The organism is Glaciecola sp. 1036 (genome assembly GCF_050306235.1).
In the GTDB taxonomy this organism is placed as follows: Bacteria; Pseudomonadota; Gammaproteobacteria; order Enterobacterales; family Alteromonadaceae; genus Glaciecola.
In genome coordinates, this window is sequence record NZ_JBLWFH010000001.1 from 462,999 (window position 1) to 480,043 (window position 17,045).

A 17,045-nucleotide genomic window follows, 5' to 3' on the forward strand; every position below is an offset into this window, starting at 1 on the left:
TAGGATAATGCGACCAGCCTTAACCATTCAATTTTGAGAACAAATAATGCAAACAAATGCACTTCAAGCGGTTTATAGAAATTTTCTGGGCCCTGCGCCAAATTGGTTTAAACAAGCGATCATTGCATTTTTGATCATCAATCCTTTGCTGTTTCTGGCGAACCCTTACATCGCAGGTTGGATTTTAGTAATAGAATTCATCTTTACTTTGGCGATGGCATTAAAATGCTATCCGTTACAACCTGGTGGACTCCTGCTCATTCAAGCCCTATTTATAGGCATGACGAGCCCTGATCACATGTTGCATGAAATAGAAACCAATATTGAAGTGGTTTTACTTTTGGTTTTTATGGTTGCTGGTATCTATTTTATGAAAGACTTATTGATGTTCTTATTTACCAAACTGATCATCAAAGTTCAGAATAAAACCATTCTTTCCATTTCTTTTTTAGCTGCTTCAGCTGTATTGTCAGCATTCCTAGACGCATTAACCGTGGTTGCTGTTATTATTAGTGTTGGGCTAGGCTTTTACACCATTTATCACAAAGTGGCTTCTGGAAAAGAGTTTCATGCAGATCATGATCATACCGAAGACAATGATGTAACTCAGCCAAAGAAAAATGACTTAGAAGATTTTCGCGCCTTCCTACGTAACCTTATGATGCACTCTGCCATTGGTACAGCGCTCGGTGGCGTAATGACCATGGTGGGAGAACCGCAAAACCTGATTATTGCCGATAAAGCCAGTTGGAACTTCATCGAGTTCTTTATGCGTATGTCACCGGTGACCATTCCCGTTTTTATTGGTGGTTTACTCACTTGCTGGTTATTAGAGCAATTTAAGTTTTTCAGCTATGGCGCTCAAATGCCTGAGTCTGTAAGAGCTATATTGACAGATTACGATCAGCATATGGACCAAGAACGCACGCCTCGTGATAAGGCTCGCTTGGCGGTACAAGCTTTGATCGGTCTTTGGTTAGTTGTCGCTCTAGCTACACACATGGCGTCTGTTGGCCTTGTAGGCTTAAGCGTAATAGTCTTAGCCACCTCAATGAGCGGTATTATTGAAGAACATGCAATAGGTAAAGCGTTTGAAGAAGCCCTGCCATTTACCGCTCTGCTATGTGTTTTCTTTGGCATAGTAGCTGTCATTATTGATCAAAAACTGTTTCAACCTGTGATTGAATTTGTTCTTACCTATGAAGGTGAAACGCAGTTGGTACTGTTTTATCTTGCAAACGGACTTTTGTCTATGGTCAGTGACAATGTGTTTGTTGGCTCGGTTTATATCACTGAAGTGGCAAAAGCACTGGAAGCCGGAGAAATTACCCGCGATCAATTTGACTTGCTAGCGGTCGCTATCAACACTGGTACCAATTTACCAAGTGTTGCTACGCCAAACGGGCAAGCAGCATTCTTGTTCTTGCTAACATCGGCAATCGCGCCTCTATTACGTCTCTCTTATGGTCGTATGGTATTTATGGCACTGCCCTACACCATAGTGCTCACCATAATCGGATTAAGCATTACTGCCTATGGTTTGGTGGACATGACGGAATTCTTATATCAACATCATTTGATTGAGCATCACAGCGCCAGTGCAGCAGAAGGAGCCATGCACGGCATTCAAGAAGAGCCTCATCATTGATTATATTTTGGCGCTTGATTTTATGACTCGTTAAGGTAGATTAAGCGAAAAATATTATGTGAACATGAGGAACAAAAATGGATTGGTTAGTCACTTGGAGTAAAGGTAGACAACCTTGGTTTATTTTGTTCCTCAGCGCTTTTACCCTAATATGCGCTGCGCTTTATTTTCAACATGTGCAAGGCTATTTGCCTTGTGTTAAATGCATTTACCAACGTACCGCCATTGTCGGTATCACCCTAGCCGCCGCCTTACCTCTAATAAAAATGCATTGGATAACTCGAATTATTGGCCTTATAGGTTGGATATATTCAGCTATTATGGGATTGATAGTGGCGAATGAACATTTAGAAGTAATTTTCCCCAAAAGCTTTTTAATTCCTCCTTGCCCCATTGAACCTGAATTTCCTTCTTTTCTTCCTTTACATCATTGGCTGCCGAATATTTTCGCAGGCCCTGGTAATTGTGACGACAACAGTTGGCAGTTTTTATCTATGGGAATGGCGCAATGGATGCAGATTATATTTTCTGTCTATTTAGTCTTGGGTATAGCTGTTGCTGTGACTTATTTAATTAAATTTCGTCAAGTGGCCAAGTAACAATATAGTCTTCAAAATCGTCGAGATTAACATCTTCTTCGCTGACCGTTTTATTGCGAACACTGATGCCTAGCTCATGCATTTTGGTTTTTTTGCCTTTATTTAACAGCGGATGCCAATCAGATAAGCCCTTTCCTTCATGAAAGCGTCTATAGCTACACGAAGGCGGCATAAAATACATTTGTTCGAGGTTTTGTGCAGTTAACGTGGCGCAATCGGGCACTCTCTGTGTGCGTTTTTCATAAGCCATACAGGCACAGCTTTTATCGTTCAATAAAAAGCAGGCGATATTGGTGTAGTGTAATGCGCTTTTAGGATCTTGGTCCTCAGAGCTTTCTGTATCCTCTATAAATTTATGTAGGCAACATCGACCGCAACCGTCGCAAATGGCTTCCCACTCTTGTTTTGACATCTGTGAAAGGGTTTTGTGCTTCCAAAACTCTGACTTGATTAACTGCGCAGTATGCGGAGACTTTTGCGCCATTATTGCACCTCAGTCGTTAGCTCAAGTAAGTTGTCCAAACACAAGCTAAGTTGGTCACCTGACGCTAATGGCCCAACACCTTTAGGCGTGCCAGTGAGCACAATGTCACCTGGAAGTAAGCTAAATTCACTAGAGATAATTGATAATAATTGTAAAGTCGACCAAATCATAAATCGACTATCACCTTGCTGTCTTATGCTGTTGTTAACCGTCAACGAAAATTCAAATTCTAACGGGTGTGATTTGTCCAAAGAAACAAAGGGGGTTATAGGGCAAGCGCCATCAAATGCTTTGGCCCTTTCCCATGGAAGTCGTTGTGCTTTAAGTTCATTTTGCAGATCCCTTAAGGTTAGGTCTAGCCCTAAAGCAACGCCCCAAATGGCCTGCCTGCATTCATCGATCTCTGCATTTTTGAGTGGCTTTTCAATTAAAAACGCTAGTTCAATTTCGTTGTGACATTGACCTTTATTTTCTGGCAATACAATAGGCTGGGAAAAATCACAAAGTGCGGTACTAGGCTTCATAAAAATAACAGGGTATTCAGACGCTGTATTATTAAGTTCAGCAATGTGATCCAAATAATTACGCCCGACACAAACGACTTTACCGACGGGAAGATTGATTTGAGTGTTTAGGCCGCGATGTTGGTAGTTCATGGTTTAAAACTTAATATCAGGAGTTTCAGTTAAGCCTAATGCTTTTCTATGCTCTGCCAATAAATCTTGCTCTACCGGCGGCATTTGCAAATAAAATCCTTTCTCTTTAAATTCTTTGACAAATTCCTCTGTGGGTAAATTTGCAACGCTATTTTTGTTGCTAATATCAACTAAAATTACGAATTTTGGTGTACCAAACATCTCTAGCAAAGGCTTGGGTACGTCGTCAAAATGATCTCTTTGACTGACATATAAAAAGGTGTCTTTTCGTTTTGTCGATTTATAGACTGCGACGAGCATGGTACTTTCCTGATTCTGAAAATAACTCGGATATTCTTGCGCCTAATAATTCGCGACGCCATCCCATTAATAGGTCGGGTTTTAACTGCCTATCTTCAAGATCTGATTTTTCAAACCAAGTGTATTTTAACACATCATTAATTTGTTTCTTAGACGCAATCGCCGATTCTGGCAAGCCTGTTTTTTCTGCCACTTCCATTATTTGACGCTTAATTTCACTGGATGCATTTTTATACAATGGAAAATTAATTAAGCGTTCAATTCGGTCTGGATATGCCGATTCATCCGCCATCTCGACTTGCCTGACTATACCCAGCACAGTATCAGAATAAAGCCGTATTTGTTTTCTGGTAATACCATACATTCTCGATAGTTGGTTAGGTGATTTTGGTAACTTTTGCGCAATTTCCAAAATGACATTCTCGCGAAGAATAAAATTCAAGGTAATGTTTTGCTCTCGTGCCAACTGTAATCGCCACCCAGCCAATAGCTGCAAGGCATACAAATTTTTCGGTGCGAGTTTCCAAGCATTCGAATAATTCAAATAGGCATTGTCCTCAGGAACGGCATTAAGCTTTTTATCCACCATCAACTGGGCTTCGTCAATTACCATATTTAAAAATCCTTTTTGCTGCACTTCAGCTTTTAGGATTTCGTAAACTTTATACAAGTAAGTAACGTCTGCCGACGCATATTCTAATTGTTCTTTACGCAGTGGCCGCGCAAGCCAGTCAGTGCGGGATTCGGTTTTATCTAAAGAGACATTGCACAGCTTTTCAACCAAATTGGCATAGCCGAGACTATTTCCCAAGTTTAAAAAGTGAGCGGCAATTTGGGTATCAAAAATTGGTGTTGGAAAACTCCCAACATTATAGGAAATAGCATCTAAATCCTCTGAACATGAATGAATAACCTTTACCACGTTAGGATTGATGGCCAAGGCTTTCAATGATGCCAAACTTTGCATCACAGTATTATCGATAAGATAAACCTGTTTCCCATCAAAAATTTGAATGAGTCCAAGCAATGGATATAAGGTCTTGGTTCGGACAAACTCGGTATCTAAAGAAATAAATTCATGTTCAGCGAGCCGCTCGCACAAAGCATCTAAGGCTTCTTGAGTTTCAATGTATTGATATTGAGTGTTTAGCGTTGCAAATGCGTCCATTGATTATGACTCATCGCTACGCAGTTCTCGTCGCAATATTTTACCTACGTTAGATTTAGGCAAGTCTTGTCTAAATTCAATAATTTTCGGTACTTTGTATCCAGTAAGCAAGGATTTGCAGTGAGCAATCACATCTTTTTCCGTTAACTCTGGATCTTTTTTAACTACGTACAATTTAACTACTTCGCCGCTTACTTCATGAGGAACACCGACTGCGGCGGCCTCTAGCACACCGCTGTGCATAGCAGCCACTTCTTCTATTTCATTGGGGAATACATTGAAACCTGAAACTAGAATTAGGTCTTTTTTACGATCAACTATGTAAAGATAACCTTGCTCATCTATTTTGGCTACGTCTCCTGTGGCTAACCAGCCATCTTGTAAGACTTCTGCAGTAGCTTCTTCTCTGCCTAAATAGCCAGCCATCACTTGTGGACCTTTTACAAAAAGCTCTCCTGGCTGTTCAATGTCACATTGATTCCCGTCTTCATCTTTAATCATGATTTCAGTTGAAGGCAAAGGTAGCCCAATGGAGCCTTTATATTGTGCTTTACTGACAGGATTAACTGATACCACTGGCGAACACTCAGTAAGGCCATAACCTTCCACTAACACTTTACCTGTCACCTGCTGCCATTTTTCTGCCACTGGCTTTTGCACTGCCATGCCGCCACCTAAGGCAAATTTAAAGCGTGAAAAGTCGAGTTCTGCAAAGCCAGGCGTATGCAATAAACCGTTAAACAAGGTGTTTACCCCTGTAAGCATGGCAAAGTTATGCTTTTTCAGTTCTTTTACAAAGGCATTCATGTCTCTAGGATTGGTAATTAATAAATTAGGGCAACCAAAGCGAAGAAATGTTAAGCAATTACTGGTTAATGCAAAAATATGATAAAGGGGTAATGCTGTAACTACCATGTCTTTACCTGGTGAAACAGAACCTTCAAATACTGCAGCCACCTGTTCTAAATTAGCAACCATATTTCTATGAGTCAGCATTGCGCCTTTACTAACCCCAGTAGTTCCTCCCGTATATTGGAGAAAAGCAATATCTTCGCCTATTATTGAGGGTTTTGAAAAATTGCCGGATTCCCCCATTGCCAATGCTCTATTAAATTTAATTGCATTTGGAAGCTCAAAGCTAGGAATTAGCTTCCTTACATGCTTAACGACAAAATTTACCAGCCAACGTTTAGGAAAGGGTAATAAATCCCCCATAGCGGTAAGTACCACTTGTTTGACTGGGGTTTTATCTATGACTTTTTCTAGGGTAGAGGCAAAATTTTCAACGATTACAATACATTTTGCATTTGCATCTGTTAGCTGATGTTGTAGCTCTCTTGCAGTGTATAAGGGATTAACATTTACCACCGTCATACCGGCTCTTAGAATCCCAAAAAGTGCGACAGGATATTGCAATAGATTTGGCATCATAATCGCCACAGCGTCGCCCTTTTCCAAACCTGAGGTTTGTAAATAAACAGCGAATTGCTTTGAGAGTACGTCTAAATCTTCAAACGTAATACTATGCCCCATATTAATAAAAGCACGTTTATGGGCATATTCAGATACTGACTTTTCAAAGATATCTACGAGAGAGGGGTATTTGTCTGCATCGATTTCAGGCGCAACATCATTGTCGTATTCTTTTAGCCAAATCTTTTCCACAGATACAATTCCTAATTTATTAATATTCTAATTGGTATCTGTTACCTAAGGTAACCTTCCCTACAATACTAATGGACTATACGACAAATTAAAATTAAAGTTTGCAATTGCTGTACTTTATGCGTGTTTTTTGTGCGTTATAGTCGCAAAATCACGTCAATCTTCGCAATATTATATGACTTACAGACTCCGGAGAGTCCATATGCACGTGGTGCCCCCCCTTGGCTTCGGCACAAAAAATATTCTTTATCGGTAATTTATCAATGTGTTCTTTATATTCTTTATGACCTTCAGAGCCTAAAATGACAGTGGTTGGGCAGCCTATGTTATGTAAGATATTCTGAGCTTGCTCAGGTGTAAATCTTAACGACGATTTAGTTCTCAAAGCTCTATCGCTGGACCACAATAGTTTCCCATTTTCCACTTTGGTATTGCGCTGCAAGATGCCACTAGCATTTTCTTTAGATAAACCAGTTGCTCTATGACGATGCTCTACAAGAGATTCAAAATCTTTCGGCTGTTGATGCTCTGATTCTAATAAACGATATCGACTTGTAAACGAATTCCGTAATTGCTCAACACTGGTTTCAGCTGGTTGGCTGAGTGGTCCTATAGCTTCGATAGACACAAAGTGTTTAATTAATTCAGGGTAGGTTGCTGTAAAGATTGAACTTAAAATGGCGCCAAAAGAATGTCCCATCAGAACAATATCTTTAAACCCCTGATGATGTATAAATTCGTAAAGCTCATACACATAATCAGTTAAGTGGTATAGGGATTGTCCAGCTCTATGGTCACTCTTGCCATGGCCTGCTAGATCTATGGCAATGACGTGATAATCGGTGAAGTGTGGAAACAAGGGCAAGAATGAAGCAGCATTATCTAAGTAGCCATGTAGACAAATGATTAAAGGTTTGCCCACATTATTATTGGTTAAACCAGCGATCCGGCGATCGTGGACGACCGCCGAATACTCGATACAATTAATCTCGTTTGCTATTGTTGTTTCGTCTGGGTTTTGGTTGAGAAATTTGGGGTTTGTCTGCTGCACCACTACCTCGATTTGATGTGGACGAATTATTGTTACTAGAAGAGTTATCACGACCGCCTTGAGCTGGAGCGTCTTTATATATAACCTTCACACGCTGTTTACTTCTGCTGAACCACCAAGGGTCATACCAAGGATAAAAGAAGCTATTGTGATACCGACTTCCATAAATAAAAGGGCTAAAACCTATAGTTTCCACTTCTACATCAGCAGTTTTACGCCACATGTAATAACCTTCAGCATTTATCGTAGGGTAGTTGTAAGCTTGCTCACCAATAAGACCTTCTTCAATCTTCCCTATACTACCCACAACTGTGATTAATCTGCCCTGTTCAAATACCATAGGATCAACGAAACCATCGACTACCGCCTTAAAGCGCCCGATACTTTCATCTGAAACTTTAGGCTTACCGCTTCGCAATTCTGGAAAAAATACGATTTCGATTTCAGACACGTCTTTCTTGTTGACTACCTGAGCAATTTTGCCACCCCATCGCGCTTTTTCGCCCATTTGTTCTGGCATTGGCGTAGTTTTGGAAACATCTTCAAACGGGACTAATACAGTGCTTTGTTGGACGTCAATCTCGTTTGGAACATGTGTACAAGCGGCTATCATACTAACGATTGATAAACATATTAACTTTTTAATCATAGGTAACTCCTAGTTTTCCATACATTTAGGCTAGGTATATCTCGCTTAGTTCCTTTCCTAGATAATATATTCCCGCCTTTTAGGCGTAAAGGTCGACGCCTAACAAAGTTTTAACGACTTCACGTTTATGGTTAATTTCTACTTGATGATAGGCCTCTAGGCTTTTTTGTGCACTAGAGGAAATTCCAGCATAAGTATCTGCTCGTGCAAATACTTGTTCCAACACGGCTTCTGTTGTTTCAGTCGCACTTTTTACAAAATCGTTAGTCGTTGATTGATACGTATCTTGTTGTTTGACCGGATCAACCGCTTTATGTTTTGGTTGAACTGGATTTTCATTAACAAAGAGTTGTCCTTGAAGACTTCTGATTGGCTGCATATTTATTCTCTACCGGGTAGTTTTTTCCAGGTTACCTTGTCACGTAAATATGTCGGGGCGATGGACTCAGCATCCACCAATGCATTTTTTTGTCTATAGAAATCAGCAATTTCTAACATAGCTACTGCATTAGGATACTCAACCTTTAAAGGTTTGGGTAGTGTTTTTATACCTAAGACGTCTTGATACGCTTCGTATCCAGTGCCAACAAACTGCTCAGAAGATAATCCTGCTACCAGTTCTCTCATCTCTTCCGGCGGCACTACCTGCTCTTCAGCCAGATGTAAAATACCGTCTTCACTACAGCGATAGTAGCCCGAATAAACTTCGTTCATGCGGGCATCAATCAAGGCTAGGGTTTCAGAAACCTTGTTTTCCTTGTAATTTTGATAGCACATAGCAGCCAATGTAGATACTTGAGCTACAGGTAAGTCAGTACCAAACGCCAAACCCTGCACTGTACTTGCAGCTATTCTTACCCCGGTAAAGCTTCCTGGTCCACACCCATACGCCAAGGTGTCAATCGCATTTAAGCCAATTTGATTGCGTGCTAGCAGTTGGTCAACAAAGGTTAAGATTTTCTGACTATGCTGCTGTGGACAAATTTCAAATATAAAATCCGTTTCGCCATTGTAAGTTAATGCAACGCTGCATGCTTCTGTAGAAGTATCTATTGCTAAAATATTTGCCATTTATGCGCCTTCCCCTATTTGCTTTAGAAATGCTTCCACTTTAGTTAAATCTCTGGTTTTTTGCATATTAGGTAAACTCTTTAAAAAGGTCCTTGCATATGACTTACTGACTAATCTGGTATCACAGATCACTAAAACCCCTTTGTCTTGATGATCTCGAATTAATCGTCCAGCCCCTTGTTTCAAGGTAATGACAGCTTTTGGTATTTGAATAGCATCAAATGGTATTCCACCTTTAGCTCGGCAATCTTTAATACGGGCTTTTAACAGGGGATCATCCGGTGACGCAAAAGGTAACTTATCTATCATAACACATTGCAAGGCTTCACCTTTTACATCTACGCCTTCCCAAAAGGCGCCCGTTGCAAACAAGGCAATATCGGATTTTTTAACAAAGGTATCCAGCAAGGAATGTTTGCTAGCATCCCCTTGCACTAACACTTTTATATCAAGCTTTTCTGCCACCAACTTTGCCACTTCTCGCATCATGTAGTGAGAAGTAAACAAGAAGAAAGCGCGTCCGCCACTGGCGTCAATTAATCTCACGGCAATATCCGTTAGATGCTTTTTCATATCGATGTGTTGTGGCGCAGGTAAATATCTTGGCACGCACAGCATGGCTTGATTAGGATAATCGAACGGACTGTCTAATTGCACTGTTTGCGCGTCTTCTAGCCCCATAGCCTCTTGATAATGGCTAAAACTCTCTCCCACACTGATGGTAGCCGAGGTAAAAATCCAAGCCGCTTGGCTTTTACGCACAATATTTGAAAATTGTTGACTGATATTTAACGGTGTTAAGTGGAAAACAATATGCAATTTAGTGGTTTCATACCACAAACTGACATCTTGTTGCTGAGTATTAGTAATCTCATATAAATTGGCGGTGTATTCTCGCAATCGTTCAAATAATTTATCGAGATCATCTTCCCTACCTTCATGCAAATCGGCAATTGCCAGCACCTGCTCTAGCACTTCATATAAGCGTTGTAGTTGCCCATTAAACTTGGAATCAACTAACAATTCACTCAACTCACCTTTTTTCGGTTCAGCTTGAACGCATAAGCGCAAATCGACAATATTATGTTGCGCTTTAACGGCAACATCTGAAAGTTGCTGTGCATCTTTAAGGGTTACTTTTTGTATTTTCTCAATGTCGATCAACAAATCTTTAAGTTGCCGACTAGAAAATGTTTTACCAAAGTAATCACTGGCAATATCGGGTAATAAATGCGCTTCATCGAAAACCACGGTATCCACTTGGGGAATTAGCTCACCAAAGCCACCTTCCTTTAACGCCAAATCTGCAAAAAACAAATGATGATTGACCACAATTACGTCTGCCGCTAAAGCTTTTTGTCTGGCTTTGAATAAATAACAATCGTCGTAATCTTTACAATCTTTACCTAAACAATTGTCTACAGTGGAGGTGACCAAAGGAATCACACTTGCCCCTTCTTCAAGCGCTGAAAGTTCACCGATATCCCCTGTGGTAGTGGTATTACTCCATTTTTTCACCAGATTATACTGATGTAGCGTTTGCTGATCTAAACGCATGTGATCGCCACCGTTTAAACGTAAACGGTAGGTGCATAAATAGTTTGACCGCCCTTTTAACAACGCAGTTTTACGGGTTTTATCAATGGCATTTTTAACCAAAGGTAAATCACGCTTGTATAGTTGTTCCTGCAGGTTTTTAGTACCCGTACTAACGATGGTTTTACCTTCAGATTGCAGCGCTGGCACTAAATAAGCGAATGTTTTTCCAGTGCCTGTTCCCGCTTCTGCTATCAGACATTTTTTTTGCTCTAATGCTTTGGCAATCTTGTTGGATAACTCAACCTGCTGTTCACGAACCACATAGCCTTTTACCAGCGTGGAAAGGATGCCTTGTTGAGCAAAAAATTGTTCGACAGAAGAGGACATAGATGATGGCGCTTTACAAAAATAAAGCGCCGTATTTAATAGTATTTAGCTTATCGGAACAAGACTTTTTCACGATTAAACCAATAAACGCAAAAATAAAGTAGTGCGCCGGCAAGTAATACGCTTGATCCAAATATCGCCAATAATTGGAAGTAATCCATAGTGCCTTTAACCAATTCTTTTATGGCAAGGGCTACATTGGTTAAGGGAATCCAAGCGTAAACGCCTTTAAGCTCGATTCCGGGCATCAAGGCAATCATAACAGGCACCAACACCACAAATATCAATGGTGACATATAGCCCTGAGCTTCTTTATAAGACCGAGCATAGATTGATAGCGATAATAAGGAAGCAGAAAAGATAGCGACTATGGGCACCAGCATGAAAAACACTAACAAGAAGTCAATTAGATCGATTGAAGACATGAATTCTGCTACTTTTTCTATTTGAAATCCTTGACTTACCACCAAACTCCAGATGGCGATACTCAGCACGGTAACCAATGCAGAAGTTACCCCCGCAACACATAAGGTCAAAAATTTCCCTAATACAATTTGTGTTCGGCTAATAGGCGATAATAATAAGGTTTCTAAAGTGCCTCTTTCTTTTTCACCCGCGCCTATGTCCCCAGCAGGGATCATGGCACCTTGCAAACATAGGATGAACAAGAAATACGGGATCATTCCACCTATGGTCGCCCCAATTGTTTCTCGCTGATCGGCTACGTTTTCACGCTCTATTTTAATAGGTTCTAATAAGCCCGTTTGAACCTCTGGAGAAACGCCTAATATTTCAAAGGCTGCTTTTTGATTCCGCTCTGAAATTTCTTTAGTAATCTCATCAAGCCTTTCTTGAACAAAATTTAACTGTGCAGCGTTGAGATAAAGTGTAATTAGGATCTGTCCACTATTTAACAAATCATCGCCATAGTTATCAGGAATTTTTAATACGAAATCTAGCTCGCCTGATTTTATCAGTTGCGCAATTTCTTCATCAGAACTCGGTGTTTGTGTTAATTCGATTAAGTTTAGATTATCCACCGCTGCTAATTTGTCAGCAAGTTCTACATTTGCCACATTAGTAATCACGGCAAAATCCAAGGATTTGGCTTTCGCGTCAGAAGCTGCTGAAGCCCCAAGATAAATGACACCACCAATCAATAGAGGAAAAATCAAAATTGGCAGAGCAATCATAAAAAACAGAGTCTTGCGATCTCTTGTTATTTCTAGCAGTTCCTTTTTAAGTATTTGCCACATTATACATTCTCCTTTTTCACACATGCTAAGAATGCGTGATGTAAGCTAGCATCCGATTTTGCTCTAAAGTCGTCTAAGCTACCTTGAAAGGTAGTTATACCCTGATCAATGATGGCCACTGAATCACAAAGTTCAGCCACTTCATCTAGGTGGTGAGTAGAAAAAATCACCGGGATACGGGCTTCTTTTAACGAACGAATAAATTCAATCACTGTACTAGTAGCCATGATATCCAACCCAGTGGTTGGTTCATCCAATACAATTACTTCAGGGTCGTGCACCACAGCGCGTGCAATAGATGTTTTTTGTTTCATCCCTGTTGAGTAATTTTCACTGCGTCTATCTAAAAAAGTTTCCATATCCAGCTGCTTAGCTAAAACGGTAATTTTTTCTTCGATTTGCGCATCTGACAGGCCATTCAAACGCCCAAAATATGCGATATTCTCTCGTCCAGTCAAGCGTCCATATAAGCCCGTTGAACCAGAAAGAAAACCAATTTTTTTACGCGCTTCCACTGGATTTTGAATAACATCAACACCATTGATTTCAATTGCCCCTTGGTCTGGTTCTAGGGCAGTTGATAGCACTCTTAATGTGGTAGTTTTCCCTGCCCCATTGGGACCAAGTAACCCTAGTACTTCACCGTTATCACAAGATAAACTGACGTCTTTAATGGAATGAAAATAACGCCCCTGTAAACGCGGATCTTTTTTATCTTGTTCGCTTAATTTTTTAGGGTTTTCAACTTTAAACTTTTTTGCGAGATTGGAAATTTTAATCATGCATTGAATCTTCCATGGTTTTGTTAGCTTTGTAAGGCTGACAGACAGCATAAAACAAAGAAAATAATTAACCAATAGACAGACTTATACTTTTTCCCCACTAAATTGTTACAACAGTTTTCAAACCCTGTTAAAAGTTTATAAACTGACGTAAAGTAGCGAAAAAAGGCGTAACAACAATAATCAAGGAATAATGATGTCTGAACAAGAATTGTCCGTCACTAACCCCTTACAGGCGGCCAGTGAAGTATTTTATAAGCCTAAAGCCGTGTTTACTGCCGTAGGCAAAGTCAATGGCTGGTCTTGGGTCCCCTTCATTTTAGTGATAGTTATGGGTATTTTACCTGTTTATCTGTATTACCATGTGGTTGATTTATCATGGTTAGTAAATCAAATGGCATTGGCTGCGAATCCTGATGGGAGCCCTGCAGAAATAGAAAATTACAAGCGACAAATGCCTGAAAACTTTTATGTGTACAGTTATTTTGTCATCCCTATTTTTATTTCGTTAATAACTGCAATTTTTGCTGGGTATTTTACCTTTGTGACACGCAATGATGAAACCAACGTTCAAGGTTTTACAGATTGGTATGGGGCCATGTGGTGGATCTATATGCCCACCATTATTAACAGTTTTTTTGCTTGTCTTCTTCTTGCGCTACAAGAACAGAATGTTCAAGTAAATACAGCAATAATGGCGCCTCTGTCTATGGCATATATTTTTGGTCTTGATATGACATCAGAAGCATTCAACTTTTTGAGTAACATAAGATTAGACAGTTTATGGTCAATCTTACTATCAGCTTATTGCGTAAACACCTGGACCAGTTTTAATTTTAAAAAATCCATGATAATTGCGTTAATTCCTTATGCTGTGATTTGGGGCATACCATTCCTATTTTTCATCCTGTAAAAACTAGAGCGTGTTTATTTTTGTCATTAATTGCTAGCCAGTTCTTTTACTGGCTAGCCTTTTCTCGCAATGGCATAAAATAGTCTTTATTCCCATAGAACTCTGTTGTTTGTTCTGCGCCATACCATCCTGGTACCCCCAGTATCGGCAACGGCTTCAAGGGTCTAGGCCGCTCAAATAAGTTGTTAGTAACTAAATAGTTAGCTAGATGCTGATCTAACTGGCATTGGGATAAACTGTCAACTGGACAATCCAAATTAATCACTAAGGCTTTTGCGGTTAATCCGATAAAGGGCGCTAACAACATCTCCAAATTGGCATGTCCAAATACAAACGGCCGAATATTACGGTGCCATAATTCCTTTTTATGAATAAACAGGGATTGCCAATTATGCTGAGATAAATCTGTTATCACATCCACTTGATGACAAAATAAAACGATTCCGCATTCATCAAAATGGGTGATACGATCTCGCACTCTCCCTCTAGGAGAAAGCCCAATTTTTCGAATTTGCTCAATATGAAGTTCATTCAATAGCGCTTTAGTTTTAGGCATCAATAGCCAGATAAGCCCATTACATAAATCATGCAGATTATTGCGACGGGTGGGTATTACTCGATCTCTATAAATGATTTCTTCGTAGTAACCTTGCAATTGACAACTGTCTTGATCGATAAAAGAATATTCGGCATTGTTTGGCCGCAAAGCATTTAGGCCATCTGCGTGTAAACTAATTTCTGTTGTTAGCGGAAGCGGAAGCTGTTTAAAAATATGTGCAAAGGCCTGACTTAACTCGCCTTGCTCATATTGTGAAATTAAATGGTTGAGATTATCCACTTGTGGCCTGCAATGTCATATACTCATAACCTAATCGACGTTTTAAAGATGAATTTGATAATAATAAAAGAGGAAAAACGATGGGAATGCTATCAAAGAACCCTGTAAAATTCAGTATTTTTACAGCGGTAGTACTGCTCGCCTCAGCTTGCTCCAAAGAGCCCGAAGCGCCTAGTACAACAACTGAACCACAAACACCCAGTAATTTTGAGCAAGTTTATGCTGATATTTCAGTCGATAATTTGCGTGAACACATCAAAACCCTAGCATCAGATGAATTTGCAGGTCGTTTACCTACCACTGAAGGTGAACAAAAAACCCTAGATTATCTCGTAAACTCTTTAAAAGCTTCTGGATTTGGGCCAGGCAATGGCGATAGCTTTTTTCAGCAAGTCGATCTGATGGAAATAACTGCAGATCCAGATATGACGCTAACCTTGGGTGATCAAACCCTTGAATATAAAGAAGGTATGGTTGCGGGTTCTAAACGTGAACAGGCTGAGATAACACTTAAAGATTCAGAGGTCATCTTCTTAGGTTTTGGCGTTAATGCACCTGAATATGAATGGAATGACTATGCCGATGTGGATGTAAAAGGTAAAACTGTCATTGTATTGGTAAATGATCCAGGATTTGAAAACCCTGATTCTGGTAAATTCCAAGGCAAAACCATGACCTATTATGGTAGATGGTCATACAAATATGAAGAAGCAAGCCGCCAAGGTGCTGAAGCGGTATTCATAGTACATGAAACTGCGCCGGCATCTTATGGGTGGACTGTAGTTGCCAATAGTTGGAGCGGACCTCAATACGGTTTAGTGTCGGAAGACCAAGGGGCATCTCGCGTTGCAGTCGAAGGCTGGATTTCCCGCGAAGCCGCGGTGACTTTATTTGAAAATGCCGGTTTAAACTTCGAGGAAGAAAAAGCCAAAGCGCTTTCAGGTCCTTACCAGGTTGCATTAAATCAAACTGCTTCAGTAACGGTTAAAAACGATTTTGAAAAATCTGTCAGTAATAATGTCATAGCAACATTACCAGGTAGCAAAGCGCCTAACGAACATATTATCTACACCGCCCATTGGGACCATTTAGGTACAGATGATTCTAAAGACGGCGACCATATCTATAACGGCGCCCATGACAACGCCACAGGCACAGCAGCTTTGTTATCAATGGCAGAAGCTTATGGTGATTTAAATCAAGCACCTGATAGATCTATCACCATGTTATTTGTCACCGCTGAAGAACAAGGATTACTGGGGTCTAAATACTACGCGGAAAATCCAATTATTCCGTTAAAAGACACAGTAGCCAATATCAACCTTGATGCAATGAATGTATTAGGAAGAACCAAGGATATTGCCGTTATTGGTAAAGGAAAATCAGAATTAGAAGACTACCTAAAAATAGCTGCAGATAGACAACAGCGTGAAATTGTTGAAGAAGGTCGACCTGAAGCGGGCTACTACTATCGTTCAGATCATTTTAGCTTTGCCAAACAAGGTGTCCCGGCTCTATACGCAAAAGGTGGCGAAATTCCCATTGATGAAGCTACAGCTGACTATAGAAAGCGAATGAATGTAGTGGTTACGGGTTGTTACCATCAAGTTTGCGACCAATTCAGAGAAAAATGGGATATGGGCGGAATTCTTGAAGATACTCAGTTATTGTTTGAAGTAGGTTATGAAATAGCCAACACTGATGCATGGCCAGCATGGAATCCAACCAGTGAATTCCAACGCAAATAAATAATACCAACTTAAAACCCGCCGTACCGGCGGGTTTTTTAATTATGAATTCTGAATTAACTTGGCTTTTTGTTATCTTTTAGTAAAAAAACCTATGCAATTTGGGTTTTGACATAATTAACACTTGCAAATTAATTTTAAACTGGCAAATTCCCTACCTAGAGCGTGTTTATCACTTTACAAAGATCAATAGGCTCTAGACACCATATAAAAATAAAAACAGTGTCGACAAAAATAAGTGCTGACTATTCTCGAGTAAGTAGCATCCCACGACAGTAAACAAAAAACCTG

General features: G+C 40.0%; 17 protein-coding genes. 4 read left to right on the forward strand and 13 right to left on the reverse strand.

Annotated features, from left to right (window positions below; all coding sequences use genetic code 11):
• Positions 1-46 precede the first annotated feature (46 nt).
• Complete coding sequence (gene nhaB / locus ACNKW3_RS02025; RefSeq protein WP_427397617.1) at positions 47-1,648, forward strand: sodium/proton antiporter NhaB; 1,602 nt, start codon at positions 47-49, stop codon at positions 1,646-1,648.
• Between the two features lie 77 nt (positions 1,649-1,725).
• Positions 1,726-2,247: a disulfide bond formation protein DsbB gene (dsbB, locus tag ACNKW3_RS02030; protein WP_427397618.1), complete on the forward strand. Its 522-nt coding sequence runs from the start codon at positions 1,726-1,728 to the stop codon at positions 2,245-2,247.
• Here the strand turns inward: dsbB and ACNKW3_RS02035 are convergent.
• From ACNKW3_RS02035 to ACNKW3_RS02090, 12 genes are all read right to left on the reverse strand, one after another.
• Positions 2,222-2,731: a YcgN family cysteine cluster protein gene (locus tag ACNKW3_RS02035; protein WP_427397619.1), complete on the reverse strand. Its 510-nt coding sequence runs from the start codon at positions 2,729-2,731 to the stop codon at positions 2,222-2,224. The genes dsbB and ACNKW3_RS02035 overlap by 26 nt on opposite strands.
• Positions 2,731-3,387 carry a fumarylacetoacetate hydrolase family protein gene (locus ACNKW3_RS02040; protein ID WP_427397620.1) on the reverse strand — a complete coding sequence of 219 codons (657 nt, stop codon included), beginning with the start codon at positions 3,385-3,387 and terminating at the stop codon, positions 2,731-2,733. The genes ACNKW3_RS02035 and ACNKW3_RS02040 overlap by 1 nt, the downstream gene beginning before the upstream one ends.
• Positions 3,388-3,390: 3 nt before the next feature.
• A complete protein-coding gene (locus ACNKW3_RS02045) occupies positions 3,391-3,687 on the reverse strand; it encodes a YcgL domain-containing protein (protein ID WP_427397621.1) in 297 nt (98 codons plus the stop codon).
• The gene (rnd, locus tag ACNKW3_RS02050) at positions 3,668-4,855 is read right to left on the reverse strand and encodes a ribonuclease D (RefSeq protein WP_427397622.1); all 1,188 of its coding nucleotides are present in this window, start codon (positions 4,853-4,855) and stop codon (positions 3,668-3,670) included. The genes ACNKW3_RS02045 and rnd overlap by 20 nt, the downstream gene beginning before the upstream one ends.
• A gap of 3 nt (positions 4,856-4,858) precedes the next feature.
• Positions 4,859-6,520: a long-chain-fatty-acid--CoA ligase FadD gene (gene fadD, locus ACNKW3_RS02055; RefSeq protein ID WP_427397623.1), complete on the reverse strand. Its 1,662-nt coding sequence runs from the start codon at positions 6,518-6,520 to the stop codon at positions 4,859-4,861.
• 151 nt (positions 6,521-6,671) lie between these two features.
• Complete coding sequence (locus ACNKW3_RS02060) at positions 6,672-7,571, reverse strand: alpha/beta fold hydrolase (protein ID WP_427397624.1); 900 nt, start codon at positions 7,569-7,571, stop codon at positions 6,672-6,674.
• Positions 7,504-8,220, reverse strand: coding sequence for a Slp family lipoprotein (locus tag ACNKW3_RS02065; protein WP_427397625.1), 717 nt, complete (start codon positions 8,218-8,220; stop codon positions 7,504-7,506). Before ACNKW3_RS02065 ends, ACNKW3_RS02060 begins: the two co-directional genes overlap by 68 nt.
• A 79-nt stretch (positions 8,221-8,299) precedes the next feature.
• Positions 8,300-8,599: a hypothetical protein gene (locus ACNKW3_RS02070; RefSeq protein WP_427397626.1), complete on the reverse strand. Its 300-nt coding sequence runs from the start codon at positions 8,597-8,599 to the stop codon at positions 8,300-8,302.
• Positions 8,600-8,601: 2 nt separating this feature from the next.
• Complete coding sequence (gene tsaB / locus ACNKW3_RS02075; protein WP_427397627.1) at positions 8,602-9,291, reverse strand: tRNA (adenosine(37)-N6)-threonylcarbamoyltransferase complex dimerization subunit type 1 TsaB; 690 nt, start codon at positions 9,289-9,291, stop codon at positions 8,602-8,604.
• Entirely contained in the window at positions 9,292-11,217 is a 1,926-nt protein-coding gene (locus ACNKW3_RS02080; RefSeq protein WP_427397628.1) for an ATP-dependent DNA helicase, read from the reverse strand.
• 50 nt (positions 11,218-11,267) lie between these two features.
• Positions 11,268-12,473 (reverse strand): ABC transporter permease, encoded by a 1,206-nt coding sequence (locus ACNKW3_RS02085; protein WP_427397629.1) that lies wholly within the window; start codon positions 12,471-12,473, stop codon positions 11,268-11,270.
• On the reverse strand, positions 12,473-13,255 hold the full coding sequence (locus tag ACNKW3_RS02090) for an ATP-binding cassette domain-containing protein (protein WP_427397630.1): 783 nt from the start codon (positions 13,253-13,255) through the stop codon (positions 12,473-12,475). The genes ACNKW3_RS02085 and ACNKW3_RS02090 overlap by 1 nt, the downstream gene beginning before the upstream one ends.
• Before the next feature lie 196 nt (positions 13,256-13,451).
• Here ACNKW3_RS02090 and ACNKW3_RS02095 point away from each other — a divergent pair, with 196 nt between their 5' ends.
• Positions 13,452-14,168 (forward strand): YIP1 family protein, encoded by a 717-nt coding sequence (locus tag ACNKW3_RS02095; protein ID WP_427397631.1) that lies wholly within the window; start codon positions 13,452-13,454, stop codon positions 14,166-14,168.
• Positions 14,169-14,214: 46 nt separating this feature from the next.
• Here ACNKW3_RS02095 and ACNKW3_RS02100 read toward each other — a convergent pair whose 3' ends face one another.
• Positions 14,215-15,006, reverse strand: a complete 792-nt coding sequence (locus ACNKW3_RS02100) for a DUF3025 domain-containing protein (RefSeq protein WP_427397632.1) — start codon at positions 15,004-15,006, stop codon at positions 14,215-14,217.
• A gap of 80 nt (positions 15,007-15,086) precedes the next feature.
• Here ACNKW3_RS02100 and ACNKW3_RS02105 point away from each other — a divergent pair, with 80 nt between their 5' ends.
• Positions 15,087-16,754 (forward strand): M28 family metallopeptidase, encoded by a 1,668-nt coding sequence (locus ACNKW3_RS02105; RefSeq protein ID WP_427397633.1) that lies wholly within the window; start codon positions 15,087-15,089, stop codon positions 16,752-16,754.
• Positions 16,755-17,045: the final 291 nt, after the last annotated feature.

Bases quoted from the DNA above. Each gene is read 5' to 3' on its own strand.
- nhaB (WP_427397617.1), top strand. From the start codon at position 47: ATGCAAACAAATGCACTTCAAGCGGTTTATAGAAATTTTCTGGGCCCT.
- dsbB (WP_427397618.1), top strand. From the start codon at position 1,726: ATGGATTGGTTAGTCACTTGGAGTAAAGGTAGACAACCTTGGTTTATT.
- ACNKW3_RS02035 (WP_427397619.1), bottom strand. From the start codon at position 2,731: ATGGCGCAAAAGTCTCCGCATACTGCGCAGTTAATCAAGTCAGAGTTT.
- ACNKW3_RS02040 (WP_427397620.1), bottom strand. From the start codon at position 3,387: ATGAACTACCAACATCGCGGCCTAAACACTCAAATCAATCTTCCCGTC.
- ACNKW3_RS02045 (WP_427397621.1), bottom strand. From the start codon at position 3,687: ATGCTCGTCGCAGTCTATAAATCGACAAAACGAAAAGACACCTTTTTA.
- rnd (WP_427397622.1), bottom strand. From the start codon at position 4,855: ATGGACGCATTTGCAACGCTAAACACTCAATATCAATACATTGAAACT.
- ACNKW3_RS02065 (WP_427397625.1), bottom strand. From the start codon at position 8,220: ATGATTAAAAAGTTAATATGTTTATCAATCGTTAGTATGATAGCCGCT.
- ACNKW3_RS02070 (WP_427397626.1), bottom strand. From the start codon at position 8,599: ATGCAGCCAATCAGAAGTCTTCAAGGACAACTCTTTGTTAATGAAAAT.
- tsaB (WP_427397627.1), bottom strand. From the start codon at position 9,291: ATGGCAAATATTTTAGCAATAGATACTTCTACAGAAGCATGCAGCGTT.
- ACNKW3_RS02080 (WP_427397628.1), bottom strand. From the start codon at position 11,217: ATGTCCTCTTCTGTCGAACAATTTTTTGCTCAACAAGGCATCCTTTCC.
- ACNKW3_RS02085 (WP_427397629.1), bottom strand. From the start codon at position 12,473: ATGTGGCAAATACTTAAAAAGGAACTGCTAGAAATAACAAGAGATCGC.
- ACNKW3_RS02090 (WP_427397630.1), bottom strand. From the start codon at position 13,255: ATGATTAAAATTTCCAATCTCGCAAAAAAGTTTAAAGTTGAAAACCCT.
- ACNKW3_RS02095 (WP_427397631.1), top strand. From the start codon at position 13,452: ATGTCTGAACAAGAATTGTCCGTCACTAACCCCTTACAGGCGGCCAGT.
- ACNKW3_RS02105 (WP_427397633.1), top strand. From the start codon at position 15,087: ATGGGAATGCTATCAAAGAACCCTGTAAAATTCAGTATTTTTACAGCG.